General features: G+C 35.7%; 14 protein-coding genes. 13 read left to right on the plus strand and 1 reads right to left on the minus strand.

Going from position 1 to position 16125, the window contains the following annotated elements; genetic code table 11:
- Positions 1 to 3: 3 nt before the first annotated feature.
- From rsmI to ACVWNY_RS03010, 3 genes are all read left to right on the plus strand, one after another.
- Entirely contained in the window at positions 4 to 864 is an 861-nt protein-coding gene (rsmI, locus tag ACVWNY_RS03000; protein ID WP_218324811.1) for a 16S rRNA (cytidine(1402)-2'-O)-methyltransferase, read from the plus strand.
- 158 nt (positions 865 to 1022) lie between these two features.
- On the plus strand, positions 1023 to 2237 hold the full coding sequence (locus ACVWNY_RS03005; protein ID WP_218324358.1) for an ammonium transporter: 1215 nt from the start codon (positions 1023 to 1025) through the stop codon (positions 2235 to 2237).
- Between the two features lie 12 nt (positions 2238 to 2249).
- Positions 2250 to 2594 (plus strand): P-II family nitrogen regulator, encoded by a 345-nt coding sequence (locus ACVWNY_RS03010; protein ID WP_218324359.1) that lies wholly within the window; start codon positions 2250 to 2252, stop codon positions 2592 to 2594.
- Between the two features lie 39 nt (positions 2595 to 2633).
- On the opposite strand, the gene ACVWNY_RS03015 is transcribed toward ACVWNY_RS03010, so the two are convergent.
- Positions 2634 to 3176 carry an SHOCT domain-containing protein gene (locus ACVWNY_RS03015; RefSeq protein ID WP_438718759.1) on the minus strand — a complete coding sequence of 181 codons (543 nt, stop codon included), beginning with the start codon at positions 3174 to 3176 and terminating at the stop codon, positions 2634 to 2636.
- Positions 3177 to 3491: 315 nt separating this feature from the next.
- On the opposite strand from ACVWNY_RS03015, the gene ACVWNY_RS03020 reads away from it, so the two are divergent.
- The 10 genes from ACVWNY_RS03020 to ACVWNY_RS03065 all read left to right on the plus strand — a co-directional run bounded on the left by ACVWNY_RS03020 (position 3492) and on the right by ACVWNY_RS03065 (position 16103).
- A complete protein-coding gene (locus ACVWNY_RS03020) occupies positions 3492 to 4601 on the plus strand; it encodes a baeRF6 domain-containing protein (RefSeq protein ID WP_218324361.1) in 1110 nt (369 codons plus the stop codon).
- Positions 4602 to 4792: 191 nt separating this feature from the next.
- Positions 4793 to 4993, plus strand: coding sequence for a cold-shock protein (locus ACVWNY_RS03025; protein ID WP_218324362.1), 201 nt, complete (start codon positions 4793 to 4795; stop codon positions 4991 to 4993).
- An 88-nt stretch (positions 4994 to 5081) separates the two neighbouring features.
- Complete coding sequence (locus tag ACVWNY_RS03030; RefSeq protein WP_454071645.1) at positions 5082 to 7826, plus strand: helicase C-terminal domain-containing protein; 2745 nt, start codon at positions 5082 to 5084, stop codon at positions 7824 to 7826.
- Between the two features lie 56 nt (positions 7827 to 7882).
- Entirely contained in the window at positions 7883 to 8386 is a 504-nt protein-coding gene (locus ACVWNY_RS03035) for a cell wall elongation regulator TseB-like domain-containing protein (RefSeq protein WP_218324364.1), read from the plus strand.
- A gap of 20 nt (positions 8387 to 8406) precedes the next feature.
- Entirely contained in the window at positions 8407 to 9594 is a 1188-nt protein-coding gene (locus tag ACVWNY_RS03040) for a pyridoxal phosphate-dependent aminotransferase (protein ID WP_218324365.1), read from the plus strand.
- A 48-nt stretch (positions 9595 to 9642) separates the two neighbouring features.
- Positions 9643 to 10941 carry an asparagine--tRNA ligase gene (gene asnS, locus ACVWNY_RS03045; RefSeq protein ID WP_218324366.1) on the plus strand — a complete coding sequence of 433 codons (1299 nt, stop codon included), beginning with the start codon at positions 9643 to 9645 and terminating at the stop codon, positions 10939 to 10941.
- 148 nt (positions 10942 to 11089) lie between these two features.
- Positions 11090 to 13147 (plus strand): heavy metal translocating P-type ATPase, encoded by a 2058-nt coding sequence (locus ACVWNY_RS03050; protein WP_218324367.1) that lies wholly within the window; start codon positions 11090 to 11092, stop codon positions 13145 to 13147.
- Between the two features lie 311 nt (positions 13148 to 13458).
- Positions 13459 to 14292: a PRD domain-containing protein gene (locus ACVWNY_RS03055; RefSeq protein WP_218324368.1), complete on the plus strand. Its 834-nt coding sequence runs from the start codon at positions 13459 to 13461 to the stop codon at positions 14290 to 14292.
- A 62-nt stretch (positions 14293 to 14354) separates the two neighbouring features.
- Positions 14355 to 15764, plus strand: a complete 1410-nt coding sequence (gene lacG, locus ACVWNY_RS03060; protein ID WP_218324369.1) for a 6-phospho-beta-galactosidase — start codon at positions 14355 to 14357, stop codon at positions 15762 to 15764.
- Positions 15765 to 15785: 21 nt separating this feature from the next.
- Positions 15786 to 16103, plus strand: a complete 318-nt coding sequence (locus ACVWNY_RS03065; protein WP_218324370.1) for a PTS sugar transporter subunit IIA — start codon at positions 15786 to 15788, stop codon at positions 16101 to 16103.
- Positions 16104 to 16125: the final 22 nt, after the last annotated feature.

Here is a 16125-nt window from a genome sequence, read left to right on the forward strand (position 1 = left end):
ATGATGAAAATCCAAAAAAGCTTTTCTAAAGAACCAAAGGGGATTCTTTATTTAGTACCTACACCAATTGGTAATTTAGCGGATATGACTTTTCGCGGCGTGGAAACTTTAAAAGAAGTTGATTTAATTGCTAGTGAAGATACTCGAAATACCCAAAAATTACTAAATCATTTTGAAATTAAAGTACCACAAAAAAGTTTACACGAACATAATTATAAAGAACGTATTCCAGAAATAATTGCATTGTTAAAGCAAGGTAAAAAAATTGCACAGGTTTCAGATGCTGGAATGCCTTCAATTAGTGATCCCGGTCATGAGCTAGTGGAGGCTTGTATTGCGGCAGATCTAACAGTGGTTTCATTGCCGGGAGCAACGGCGGGTATGACAGCTTTAATTGCTTCTGGATTATTGCCACAACCTTTTTATTTTCATGGATTTTTACCACGAAAAAAAAATATTCAGAAAGAAACCTTAACTACGTTAAATGATCAAACAGCGACGCTGATTTTTTATGAGTCACCTTATCGCTTAAAGGCGACCTTAACGAATATATTAGAAGTTTTTGGTGATCGCCAGGTTGTAGTTTGTCGTGAATTGACTAAGTTATTTGAAGAATACTTACGTGGAAGTGCAAGTGAAATTATTACTTATTTGACTGAGCATCAGCTTAAAGGGGAAATTTGTCTAATGATTGCTGGTAATAATCAAGTAGACGAAGAATTACCTGTTTTTGAAGGTAGTCTAAAAGAACAAGTCGAAAAAATTATTCAGACGGGTGAAACAAGTAAAGAGGCTATTAAGTTAGTTGCTAAGCAACAAAATTTGAAAAAACAAGATGTTTATAAAGCTTATCATGAAGGCTAAAAAAAGGACGGAGAATACACTCTGTCCTTTTTACGTCAAAAAACCTCACATGAATAGTGACGAAATTAGAAGTTTATGAAAATAAACGTAAAAATATACTGCAAATTCTCATTTTTAATGTTAGGATATGTTACATAATAAAAAATGGGAGTGGTTATATGGCAGCAAATATTGCATTTATTTTAATTTGTTCGGGGTTGGTATTTTTAATGACTCCAGCATTGGCGTTTTTCTATGGTGGTCTAGAAAGAAGAAAAAATATTTTAAACACAATGATGATGGTAATTTGTGTAATGGGTTTGGCTTCAATTGTTTGGATTGCAGTCGGCTATTCATTATCATTTAGTGGATCAGGTTCATTTATCGGAAATCTCGATAAAGTCTTTTTAAATGGAGTGTCAATGACAGAGGGAGATGGGATTCCTGATGGATTGTTCGCTTTCTTCCAAATGATGTTTGCTTTAATTACCACTGGTATATTAACAGGTTCGGTAGCAGGACGCATGAGATTTTCAGCAATTTTCTTATTCATCGCCATCTGGTTAGTTGTTGTTTATGCACCGTTGGCTCATATGGTTTGGGGCGGAGGCTTCTTAGACCAGATTGGTTCAATTGACTTTGCTGGTGGGAACGTTGTTCATATTAGTTCAGGGATTTCTGGTTTGGTTCTAGCGGTTGTTTTAGGACGTCGTCGTGAATATCACTTAGCAGAATATCGTCCTCATAACGTACCGTTTGTAGTATTAGGTGCAGGTCTATTGTGGTTTGGTTGGTTTGGTTTTAATGCCGGTTCAGCTTTAGCGGCTGATGGTTTAGCTATTCACGCTGGGTTAGTAACAAATACTGCAGCAGCTGCAGCGATGCTTTCTTGGATGCTTATTGAGAAGGTTTTAAATGGTAAACCGACAGTTGTAGGTGCATGTACGGGTGCTGTGGTTGGTTTAGTTGCAATTACTCCGGGGGCTGGTTTTGTCTCACTATGGTCTAGTATATTGATTGGTCTTTTAGTAAGTCCCTTCTGTTACTTCTTCATTGCAGTGATTAAACAACGTTTAGGATTTGATGATGCATTGGATGCTTTTGGTTGTCATGGTATCGGCGGGATTTTTGGTGGTATTGTTACAGGTATTTTTGCAGATCCAAGTGTAGGTGGCCGTACAGGTTTGATTTACGGTGGTGTAGATTTATTTGTTGCTCAACTTGAATCAATTATTTTCACGTTAGTTTTTGCCGGAGCAGCAAGCTTTATTATTATTTCAATTATTAAATTATTCATGCCAATTCGTGTAACAGATCAGGAAGAAGCACTTGGTTTAGATTTAGGAGAACATGAAGAAAGTGCCTACCCAACGTTTATGGGATTAGATTCTTAGGAGGAAAGTAGCATGAAAAAAGTTGAAGCGATTATTCGGCAGGAAAAATTAGAAGAAATTAAAGCAGCAATCGATAAAGATTTTGAGGTAAATGGTATGACAGTTTCACAAGTTTTAGGAATTGGTTTGCAAAAAGGACAAACAACTCATGTGCGGGGTAAAGAAATTGTAACGAGTTTATTGCCTAAAGTGACTGTGAGCTTTGTTCTGGCAGATGAGGATGTCAATCACGTGATTGATTTGATTTTAAATATTTGTCAGTCAGAAGATTTTGGTACTGGTAAAATATTTGTTTACCCAATTGAAGAAGCTATTCGAATTCGAACAGGAGAACGAGGAGAAGCAGCTATTTCATAAACGAAAAACGTCAAAGACCGAAAGGTTTTTGACGTTTTTTTATTGAAGCAAGTCTTTTTTTATTTTCTCGAATTCAGCTGGGCTTAAAATACCTGCGTCCAATAGTTCTTTCATTTTGATTAATTGTTCCGCAATAGTTAAGGAGGTATCTTTTGGTTGTTCGTCAGCTGAAGGATTTTTGAAAGCATCTGTTAAGGCGATTAAAATAGCTTGTGACTCACCTTCAGTTAAAACAATCGGAATGGTGTCTTCTGAAGTAAGTACCATCAGATAGTCTAAACTGTGTTCTTTCATTAAGCGAAACTCTTGCAGGTTACTTCGAGTGATAACACGGAAAGTTTCTCCCAGCATCTTTTTTTGTCCCATAATGAAGCGCTGATTTGTTAAAGCGTAGGCATAAAAACCATCATTACGAGTGGCAGATTGACGGTTGTGCATTCCTAAGAAGCAAACAAGTACGGTTTCATCATTTCTCAAGTTTTTAGTTAATACTTCAAAATGTTTTAGGGAAAAACTAGGATCGGTACCTCCAAAAAAATGCTGTTGGTTGCAATATTGGTACATCTCTTGGGCAGTTTTCATCGTATTGCTCCTTTTAAAACGAAATAATTTTATCAAGTATAGCACAAAAAAACCACCATAGCCGTCACTATGGTGGAAATGAAGGTTGTTATTTACTCTTGGTAGGAGTAAGTATGAAAAAACCAATTCGGGATAATTGGTATAATCTTATAATAAAGGAAACGCTTTATTTTTTCATGAATAATTTTTATTTTTATGCTAAGAAATCTATGAGAAAGCGATGATTAACTTTTTTTCTAGTCGTTTCTTTTTGTTTTTAACAAAAAAGTCTTTGTGTTACACTTATTAAGTAGATTTTAAAATAGGAGGGGTTTTATGTCATCTATCAGTAAAAATTTGCTTTCTCAATTAACTTCAGAAGAAGCAGTCGGACCGTTCGTCACATTTATGTTGAATACCCATGTGTCTCATCAAGAAGTTGAGAAAGATCAGTTGATGTTGAAAAATTTTGCAAAAGAAGCGAAAAAACGTTTTGAGAAACGCTATCCTGATGAAAAATTTGCACCATTCCAAGAAAAAATCGATCGTTTATTAACTGACTTATCTTTCTGGCGTTCTCCAACAGCCAGTGTTGCCATCATCTTAACAAAAGATGAAACTTATATTCACCGCTTAAGTATCGAAGTCGATGATCAATATTATGTGGCCGACTTACCTTATTTATTAGCGATTATTAAAAATGCACAATTTAATTATAACTATTTGTTATTGGCTTTAAATCGCGATTCAATGAAGCTATATCAAATGAAGAATAAACAATTAAGTGAAGTAACCTTACCTGAAGAAGCACCAACTGACGCAACTAAAGCATTAGGTGACGAGCTTGCTGATAAAAGCCGAGTAAATACTTCTGGCGCTGGCTCAGCAGATGGTTTAAGCTTCCATGGAATGAGTCCTAAAGATGAAGAAGTTGAGGTTGATTGGTTGAATTATTACCAAGCAGTTGATAATTTCTTACGAGGCTTAGCTAACCCGGAACAATTACCATTGTATTTATTTGCCTTACCAGAAAATCAAAGCCAATTTAAAAAAGTGGCAAAAATTAATTACTATTCTGATAAAGCAGCAATTTCAGCATCACCAGCTAATTTGAGTATCAAGGATATTGAATTAGGCGCTTTAAAATTATCTGATGAATTGGCCGAACTGGAAACAACTAGCTATCAAAAACTAACTGATAAAAAATTCAACGATCAATTAGTTGATATTGATCTAGCAGCAAAAGATGCTCGTATTTCTCACCTATTCATTGCTACCAGTAATTTAATACCTGGCTTTGGTGATGACCCAGATACCGAATATGATCGTCGTCAAGTATTGAATCAAATTGCAGAACTTGTTATTTCAGGTGGTGGGCAAGTCTTTGTACTGGATCAAAAAGCGATCCCAGATGAAAAGAGTTTATTAGCGATTTTACGTTATTAATTGTCTTCATTATCAATTGGTAAAGAAATATGAGGAATCTTACTTCTTTCTTTAGTTTGGTTATTGATTGTGGTATACTTTAAACCGTAGTTGTTGTCGGCTAATCATTGGCAAGTGTTTTTTGAAACATCTTCCTATTTTTATCGTTCAAGAATTACAAAAAATATTTAAAAACAGGAGATGTTTTTTACATGGAACACGGTACAGTAAAATGGTTTAACGCAGAAAAAGGTTATGGCTTTATCACAGCAGAAAACGGCAGCGACTTATTCGTTCACTTTTCAGCTATCCAAGGCGACGGCTTCAAAACTTTAGAAGAAGGCCAAGCAGTAACATTTGACGTAGAAGAAGGTCAACGTGGCCCTCAAGCTACAAATGTTGAAAAAGCTTAATTAAACAATTTCTGCCAGGTGCAATTTTTGCATCTGGCTTTTTTTTGTAGCGAAAAAAAGCTATAATTTCAAAGGAAGGAGGCGGACTGTGAAAAATACTTATGCCATCGTTGATATCGAAACAACTGGAACTGATCCTAAAACTGATCGTATTATTCAATTCGGTTGTGTACTAGTAGAGAATGGGGAAATTGTTTCTCGTTTTGCGACAGATATTAATCCAGACCAGAGAATTTCAAGCCAGATTCAACATTTGACGGGAATATCCAATCAACGAGTAGCCAAAGCCCCTTATTTTGAAGATGTGGCAGTTACTATTGCCAATTTTTTATCGGACACAATATTTGTGGCCCACAATATCTATTTTGATTATACTTTTCTATCAAATGAATTGGTTCGTTGTGGCTTACCAGAATTAACTAGCCCAGGAATTGATACGGTAGAATTAGCACAAATCTTTATGCCAACTGCTTTAAGTTTTCGTTTGAAAGATTTAGCAGAAGAATTGGCATTTAGTCATAAGAACCCTCATCAAGCAGACAGTGATGCAGAAGTAACAGCGGAGCTTTTGATTAATTTAGAGAAGAGAATTCGCCAATTACCGTTAATTACTTTAGAACAAATTGTCAAACTAGCCGATCATATGGCTTTTCAAACGAAAGATTATCTAGCAGAAATATTGGCTGATCGAAAACAGCAACAAGAAACACCTTCAGCTGAGATTGAAATAATCTTTGGCCTGGCTTTAAAGAAAAAAACGGCGCCACTTTATTTAGAGAATCTCTACCAAAGAAGTTATCCTAGGATGAAAAAAAACAAAGAAAAATTATATGGTCAAAAATTGAGCTTCCGTAAAGAGCAAGGAAGATTAATGAATTTGGTCTATGATTTTTTCAATAGCCAAGAAAAAGCTGATTTAATTGTTGAAGCAGCGACTGGAATTGGTAAAACTTTAGGCTATCTTTTACCCATGAGCTATTTGGCCACCCCTGAAAATCCTTTAGTGGTCAGTACGGCTTCATTATTGTTACAAGAACAGATGTTGAATAAGGATTTACCTTTACTTAATGAATTGTTAGAACAGCAGTTGCAAGCGGTAGTAATGAAAAGTAGTCGACATTACATTGATTTGGCTCGTTTTTATCAAACCTTACAAGGAGAAATCGGTCAAAAACAATATACTTTCTATCAAATGGCTGTCTTGGTATGGCTGACTATGACAGAGACAGGTGATTTTGATGAATTAAATATGACTCGTTTGAATCATACTTTTTGGCAGGAGGTTGGACATTTAGGATTAGAAAGTTTAAATCCTAGTAATCCATTTTACGCCGTCGATTTTCTTGTCCAGCGTAATAAAAAATTGCAGCAAAGTAATTTAGTCATTACTAATCATGCTTTTTTAGCGGAAGAAAGCTATCGAAAGACGCCTCAATTACCTAGCAGCAGTTACTTAATTATTGATGAAGCCCATCATTTGAGCCGAACATTGACCCGTATTAGTAGTCACCAATTGAGTGTGACTGCCATTAGCAAAAGGTACCAACAATTACTGGAAACCAATAAAATATTAACATGGCAAAATTTAGTTAATCATGATCAACAGATCAGTCATCTAATTGAAATGTTATTTGATATTTATAGTGAGTTAGTGGCTGATTTAACGGATTTATTTCCAGAAATGATACGCTTAACGAAAGATGATATTAAGGTGTTGTCCCAAGATCAATTTGATCAAGTGTCGAACTATGGGCAAGACTTGATTAGTCGTATCCAAATTTTATACCGGGATATTTCGATCGTGACTGAAAAAATAGCAGCTTATTTTCAGTTGCATCAAGCAAGCTTTGGTATTGAAGAACAAAGTGATGTCCATGACTTTTTGGCTTTAAAAGAAAAGTTAAACTCTGAAGGGGAAACTTTTGATCAATTTGTGACTTTCTGGGAGGCCCGTTATCTCCACTGGTTAGAAGAAAAAAGCCAACGAATTGCTGTTGAAGATTTAGCAGCACAAGTTTTACCAGAAACGCGATGGTATAGCCGCTATCAACAAATTTTATACTTAGGTGGGACGTTGAAAATCACAAGTGATCGTAGATACTTTGCAAAACGTTGGGGAATTGACGCGGATTTAAAAGTGATTGCAAGTCCTTATGATTACAGCCAACAAGCAAGACTTTATGTACCAAACGACAGTTTAGATATTCAAACCGCCTCGCCTGAAAGGTACGGACAATATATCGCAGAAATTATTGGTCAAGTTGCGGCAAAAGAAGTTCGCCCAATATTGGTTTTATTTACTTCTCATGATATTTTGAATCGAGTCTATCGTTATTTGAGATTACCGATGCTTCAAGAAAATAGAGAAATTTTAGCACAAGGATCGGGTGGTAGCCGTGAAAAATTACTCAAACGCTTTTTATTGTCTGAGGATGCTATTTTGCTTGGAGCCGATAGTTTTTGGGAAGGAATCGATTTACCTGGAGAAATTCTGCAAGTCTTGATTGTTACTCGTTTACCTTTTGAAAATCCTAAACGTCCGCTAGTAAAAGCTAGAAATGAATATTTAACTAATCTCGGGGTGAATTCATTTTATGAAGAAGCAATTCCTCATACGATTTTACGGTTGCGCCAAGCCTTAGGTCGTTTGATCCGATCGGAAGAAGACAAGGGAGTCATGTTCTTGTTAGATCAACGGTTCATTAAAGCAAGCTATGGGAAACGTCTGCAAAAAGCCCTACCTAAAGAATTACCGATTATTAATCATTCCTTTGCAGATAATTTAGCAGATGCCCATGATTTTTTAAATTCTGACAAAAATTCAGAGAAGTAATGAGGAAGCGCGCGAGTTTTGGTATAATGTAGCTTATCTGAAAGGAGCCAATTATTTTGTCGAAAAGAAAGACGATCGGCGAGAAAATCAATCTCTGGTTAATTGCAGCAATTATTGTTTTATTAACAATTGTTGTGACAGTTACTATTATTTTTATTCGCTCTAATCGGCCGTTACATCAGGCACGCGAAGAAACGATTCAAGTCGCTAGAAGATACGGCGATTTAGATACAGTAGATAAATTTTATTGGTTTAATCGTAAAAAAACTTATTTTACTGTCACTGGTGAAGATACTTCTGGAAAAAAAATTGTCGTCATTGTTCCACAAAAAGGCAATAAAATTCGCGTATTGGATCAAAGCGATGGCTTGACGGAAGCAGCCGCAAAAAAACAAATTTCAACTGATTATCCAGATGTGACTGTCGAAAAAGCCGAATTAGGCATCTATCAAAAGCAAACAGTTTGGGAAGTTTCAGCAAAAAATAGTGAAGGCAATTATAATTATTATTTGATTGCTTTTGCTGATGGGAAGAAAGTAAAAACATTGAATAACATCTAATCTTGGTAGGAGTGATAACGATGAAATTAGCAAAGCGCATGGAAACCTTAGAACCGTCAGTCACCTTAGAAGCAACTGCAAAAGCCAAAGCATTAAAAGCACAAGGACTAGATGTCATTAGTCTAACAGTTGGAGAACCTGATTACACGACGCCAAAAAATATTGAAGATGCAGCAATCGAAGCAATTAAAAGTGGCAGTGTGAGTTTTTATACAGCTTCTGGTGGGACACCAACGCTAAAGGAAGCCATTATTCACTTTACTAAAGAAAATTATGGTTTCACAGTTAAGCCCCAAAATATTATTGTTACAAGTGGTGCTAAATTTGCGTTATATACTTTATTTCAAACAATTTTGGATCCAGCTGATGAAGTCATTATTCCGGTTCCTTATTGGGTCAGCTATGGAGAACAAGTCAAATTAGCTGAAGGGCAACCAGTCTTTGTGAACGCAACACAAGAAAATGACTATAAAATTTCAGTAGCGCAATTAGCAGCAGCAAAAACTTCAAAAACTAAAGCTATTATTATCAATTCCCCTTCAAATCCAACAGGGATGATTTACACTGAAGAAGAGTTAAGAGGAATCGGTGAGTGGGCAGTTGCTAATGACGTGTTGATTATTGCAGACGATATTTATGATCATTTGGTTTATAATGGTAATAAGGCAGTTCATATTGCTGAGCTTTCAGAGGCTATTCGGAAAAACACGGTTATCATTAATGGTGTTTCTAAAACTTATGCAATGACAGGCTGGCGTATTGGATACGCAATAGGAGAAGCTGATATTGTTGCTGGAATGACCAAAATCGCCTCTCAAGCGACAAGTAATCCAGCAGCTGTCAGTCAAGCAGCAGCAGTTGAAGCTTTGAGTGGACAACAAAATACAGCTGAAGAAATGCGCCAAGCTTTTGAAGAACGTTTAAATACGATTTTTCCAAAAGTTGCAGCTTTACCAGGATTTCATTTAACTAAACCACAAGGAGCCTTTTACCTGTTCCCAAATATCAAAGAAGCTATGGACTTAGGCGGCTACACAAATGTAACGACTTGGGTCAATGATTTATTGGAACAAGAACAAGTTGCTCTAGTAACAGGTGAAGGTTTTGGCGCACCGGAAAATGTTCGGATCAGTTATTCAGCTAGTTTAGAAGACTTAGAAGAAGCCGTTGTTCGGATTCGCCGTTTTATTGAAAAGAATCAAAAGTAACTTATTAAGAAAAAGCAATTCGGGATAAATAAGTTAGGAGAGACGATAGTGGAACAAATTTCAATTATTGATGCAAAAGATTATGTAGGACAAACCGTAAAAATTGGTGCTTGGGTAGCTAATAAACGTTCAAGCGGAAAAATTTCTTTCTTACAATTAAGAGACGGAACGGCTTATTTTCAAGCAGTTGTGGTAAAAAGTGAAGTACCTGAAGAAGTTTTCCAATTAGCTAAAGAATTAACCCAAGAAACATCTATTTGGGTCGTTGGTGAAATTCGCGAAGACACCCGCTCAAAATTTGGTTATGAACTAGGTGTGAAAGAAATCGAAGTTGTTGGAGAAAGTCATGATTATCCAATTACACCAAAAGAACACGGAGTCGATTTCTTAATGGATCATCGTCATTTATGGTTGCGTTCATCACAGCAACATGCGTTGATGCTCATTCGTAACGAAGTCATTCGAGCGACTTATGAATTTTTAAATGCACAAGGTTTTGTGAAAATGGATCCGCCAATTTTGACAGGTTCAGCTCCTGAAGGTACGACAGATTTATTTGAAACAAATTATTTTGATCAAACAGCTTATTTATCTCAAAGTGGACAATTATATTTAGAGGCTGCAGCGATGGCCTTCAGTAAAGTATTTTCTTTTGGTCCAACTTTCCGTGCTGAAAAATCTAAAACACGTCGTCATCTAATTGAGTTTTGGATGATTGAATTAGAGATGGCCTTCATGCATCAAGAAGATAGCTTAGAAATTCAAGAACAATATGTCGCTTATTTAGTGCAAAGTGTTTTAGACAATTGTGATTATGCTCTGGACGTTTTAGGACGTGATAAAGAAATCTTGAAAAAATATACAAAACTACCTTACCCACGTATTTCTTATGATGATGCTGTTGAATTGCTAATTAAAAATGGCTTTGATGATATTACATGGGGAGATGATTTTGGTTCTCCACATGAAACCTTTATCGCTAATTCATACGATCAACCCGTCTTCATCTTAAACTATCCAAAAGCGATTAAACCTTTCTATATGAAACCTCATCCAACAAGAGATGATGTGGTGATCTGTGCCGACTTAATCGCGCCAGAAGGTTATGGTGAAATTATTGGTGGTAGTGAACGGGCAACTGATTATGACTATTTAGTAGAACAAATCAGAGCTGCTGGTCAAGATGAAAAAGATTATGAATGGTATTTAGATTTGAGCCGTTATGGCGCTGTACCCCATGCTGGCTTTGGTTTAGGTTTAGAAAGAACCATCACTTTCATTGCCGGAATTGATCATGTTCGTGAAGCGATTCCGTTCCCACGTTTGCTAAACCGAATTTATCCATAAAAAGAAACTGCCTTAGAAGAAATTTTCTAAGGCAGTTTTTTTATTTATTTTTGGAAACGGTTCAGTTTTTGGTTGACACATGATGATTCATTCATATATAATATACATGAGGAAACATTCATGTGTAATCAAGAAAGAAGGATGCATCATGGAAAAAATTTATCGTTTAGATGGTTTAGACTGTGCAAACTGTGCTGCAAAAATTGAAAAATCAATTAAAGAAATTCAAGGTGTTGAACGAGCACAAGTTGATTTTGCTACAACCAAATTAACAATTGAAGCAGAAAATGCTGATTTAAGTGAGGTTTGTAACGAAGCCAAACAAATTGTTAAAAAAATTGAGCCAGATGTAAAAATAAAAAACTGGCAAGATGAATCAGAAGAGGAAAATAATCATTTTAAAGTAATTCAAATTGTAAGTGCCTTAATTATTTTAGGGGTCTTAGCATTAGTTAAGCCCGTTATGCCGCTTTCACTTATCGCCTATAGTGCATTATATTTATGGATTGGCTTTGATGTTTTGAAAACAGCGGTCCTAAATATTTTTCAAGGAGAAATCTTTGATGAAAATTTTTTGATGACGGTTGCCACGATAGGTGCTTTAGCAATTGGCGAATATCCAGAAGCTGTGGCTGTAATGCTATTTTATCAAATCGGTGAATTTTTCCAAGATTATGCAGTCAATCGTTCGCGTAAATCAATTAAATCTTTAGTAGCTAGTCGGCCAGATAAAGCCAACTTACTATTAGATGGTCAATTAACTGAAGTTAAACCAGAAGAAATTCATGTGGGAGACTATATTGTTGTTAAGCCTGGCGAAAAGGTGCCATTAGATGGTGTGATTACTGAAGGACGTTCATTTGTAGATACCTCTGCTTTAACTGGAGAATCGGTCCCTCGTAGTATTGAAGCCGGCGAAGAAATTTTATCAGGTTTTATTAATCAAGAAGGACAACTAACTATCAAAGTCACGACAGTATTTGGTGAATCAACCGTCAGCAAAATTCTCGACTTAGTAGAAAATGCAGCTAGTAAAAAAGCACCAGCTGAAAAATTTATCACTAGCTTTGCTAGATATTACACGCCAATCGTTGTTGGCTTAGCAATTTTATTAGCTATTGTGCCACCTTTAGTAACGGCAAGTGCCTTTTATCCTTGGATTTATCGAGCCTTAACATTCTTAGTTATTTCATGTCCATGTGCGTTGGTGATTTCTGTTCCGTTGAGTTTCTTTGGCGGAATTGGCGGAGCTAGTAAAGCAGGAGTCTTAATCAAAGGAAGTAACTATATTGAAACATTAGCCAAAACGCAAACAATTGTTTTCGATAAAACTGGTACTCTTACAAAAGGAGTCTTTGAGGTACAAGAGATTGAAACCCAATTACCTCAAGCTGATTTCTTACAAATAGTGGCTAGTTTGGAACAAGGTTCAAATCATCCAATTGCCAAGTCTATTTTAAAAGCCAATCAAAAAGATTTATCATCCGTGGAAAATGTTGTCGAAAAGGCTGGTTATGGGATTAGTGGACAAATTGACAAGGTTAATTACTTTGCCGGAAATGATAAATTGATGGCTGCTGAAAATATTGTCATACCTGAAGTACACGCAATTGGAACTATCATTTATTTGGCAAAATCAAGGGAATTTTTGGGTTACTTAGTAATTGCCGATGATTTAAAAGCCGGTGTTAGTGAGACTATGAAAGAATTAAAAGCTTTAGGGATCAAACAAACAGTGATGTTAACTGGTGACAATCGAAAAATTGCTGACGCGATCGGTAAAAAAATTGGTGTCGATCACGTTTATAGTGAATTATTACCAGCAGATAAAGTCAGTCATTTAGAAGAATTGTTGCAAGAGAATCATAAAGTTGCTTTCGTTGGTGATGGCATGAATGATGCACCAGTTTTAGCTCGAGCGGACCTAGGTATCGCCATGGGTGGTTTGGGTAGCGATGCAGCGATTGAAGCTGCCGACGTAGTAATTATGAATGACCAGCCAGAAAAAATCGTTACGGCAGTCAAAGTTGCTCGCAAAACCATGAAAATCGTTAAAGAAAATATCATTTTTGCTTTAGGAGTCAAAATAATCGTTCTAGCTTTAGGTGCAGTTGGGATTGTTTCGATGCCCGTAGCTGTTTTTGCCGATGTTGGGGTAACTGTATTGGCAGTCATTAATGCGATGCGTTGTTTACGAGTGAAATAAATGTTGAAACGACTAATTGAAAGATTAGTCGTTTTTTTTAGCTAACTATAATAGGATAGAAAGAGTGATTAGACGGCGTTTAAGAAGACTAGAATTGTTGATTAATATTTATTTTAGTTTGAAATTGTTTGTTTTTCATAAATTTTGTGTTTACTTTTATGTAAGCGCATGCTATTATTGTGTCAACGAAAACAGAATATTTAGTGGATCGTTACTAACTTGATTAGGCGAGACTGCGAATAGTAGATTAGAATTTCATTATGAGATTGTCTACTGTTTGCAGTCTCTTTTTGTTTGAAAGGAGGATAGAAATGTATCGAATCGTTAAAGTTTTAAATAATAATGTTGCAATTGTCAGAGATGTGTCCAGTCAGCAAGCAGTCGTCATGGGAGCTGGAATAACTTATCAAAAAAAGAAAGGTGATCTGATAAGCGAAAAAGTTGTCGAAAGAATTTTTACCTTAAGAAATGAAGAATCACAAAATAACTTTTCGACTTTGTTGAAGGATATCCCGCTGGACTTTATCACGACTTCTTATGAGATTATTGAACGAGCCATTAGTCAGTATCAATACCCAGTTCAAGAATATATATATGTTACTTTAACTGATCATATTTATTTGAGTTATCAAAATTTAAGTAAAGGCACATATGAAAGCACCGTTCTACCGAATATCAAAACCAATTATCCAATTGAATTTAAGATTGGTCAGGCAGCTGTCCTATTAATCAAGGAAAAACTAGCTATTGATTTTCCTGAAGAAGAAGTTAGTCGCATTGCATTACATTTTATTAATGCTAAGGGGACTTCAACTGCGGTATCTACTGATGACCGAATTGAGAAAAAAATGATTGAATTAGTCCAAAATGAGTTGTCGATTTCAGGAATCAGTAGGACGAATAAAAATCAAAATTATTATGACCGACTGATGATTCATTTAAATTACTTTCTAGAACGAATCATGAGTGGTGTAGCTGATCCTGAATCTTTTTCACTAAATTTTGAAGAAACGTTAAAGAAAGATTATCCTGAAGCCTATCAAATCGGCAATCGTATTTATAGATTGATTGAAGATCATTTAGGGAAAACGCTAAATGAAAATGAACGAATTTATTTTACAATCCACATTCAACGCCTGTTATAAAACAATCAAGTATTCAAGAAAAATACATTTAAAAATATTGAAAGAGAAAAGGAGAAATAATCATGACTGAATTAAGAAAACTACCTGAGGACTTTTTAATGGGAGGAGCAACGGCAGCTTATCAAGTCGAAGGGGCCATTGATAAAGATGGTAAAGGGCCAGTAGCCTGGGATACATTTTTAGTAGAAAAAGGACGTTATACAGCTGAGCCAGCGAGTGATTTTTATAATCAATATCCAGTTGATATTGAACTATGTAAAAAATTTAAAATTGATAGCTTAAGGATGTCGATTGCTTGGAGTCGGATTTTTCCAAATGGTTATGGTGAAGTTAATCAAAAAGGTGTCGATTATTATCATCAAGTTTTTGCAGAATGTAAAAAACAAGGAATCACACCATTTGTCACAATTCATCATTTTGATACACCTAAAGCATTATTTGATGACGGAGATTTTTTAAATCGTGAGAATATCAAACATTTCGTGAACTACGCAAAATTCTGCTTTGATGAATTTAAAGAAGTCTATTATTGGAGTACTTTTAATGAAATTTACCCAGCTGCAACAAATCAATATTTGACGGGTGCTTTTCCTCCTGAAATTCGTTTCGATCTACAAAAAACAGTTACAGCATTGCATAACATGATGTACGCTCACGCACAAGCAGTCAATATCTTCAAAGAAGGCGATTATGAAGGTGAGATTGGTGTAGTTCACTCATTAGAACCTAAATATCCAGCTTCAGATACACCAGAAGATATTCATGCAGCCGAATTAGATGACGCGTTATCGGTGAAATTTTTAATGGATGCGACTTATTTAGGCTATTATTCTGAGCATACTATGAAATGTATTAATGAAATTTTAGCAGCAAATGATACAAGTATTACCATTGATGAAAATGATTTTGTTGAAATGAAAAAAGCTGCAAATCGTAATGACTATCTTGGGATTAACAATTATGTCAGCCATTGGGTGAAAGCTTATAATGACGAAAGCCAAATGTTCTATAACACAACTGGTGAGAAAGGCACGCAAGTCTATCGTATTAAAGGGATTGGTGAACGTATTCAGCGGACAGATTTACCACGAACGGATTGGGACTGGCTGATTTATCCTGAAGGAATCTTTGATTTATTGGTTAGGATTAAAGAGGATTACCCAAATTATAAAAAAATCTATATTACGGAAAATGGTTTAGGTTATAAAGATAAGTTTGACGACGGCGTTATTTTAGATGATGACCGAATTGATTATCTAAGAGGCTATTTTAATTATATTTCTAAGGCGATTGATGCTGGTGTTAATGTTAAAGGTTACTTCATTTGGTCTCTGATGGATGTCTTTTCTTGGGTTAATGGTTATAACAAACGTTACGGACTATTTTATGTCGATTTTGAAACGCAAAAGCGCTACCCGAAAGAATCTGCCTATTGGTATAAATTTGTCAGTGAAACAAAAACGATTATTTAAGACGAGGGAGGAGGATTTGAAATGAATAAAAATGACTTACAAATGCTCGGTTTTGAAATCGTTGCTTATTCAGGTGACGCTCGTAGTTCATTACTTGGCCTATTAAAAGAAATTCGCGGCGGTGATTTTTCTAATGTTGAAAGCAAACTCCAAGATGCAGATGAGAACTTAAAATTAGCTCATAATGCTCAAACGCAAGTTCTTGCCAATGAAGCTAGCGGTGATGACTTAGAATTAGGTTTTATCTTCATTCATGGCCAAGATCATCTGATGACAACCTTATTATTAAGAGATTTAGTCCAAGATTTTATTGAGCTATACCAAGAAAAATATCGCTGAAAAGGATTGAAGGAGGTAAAAA

It is taken from the genome of Enterococcus sp. JNUCC 77 (assembly GCF_054819945.1).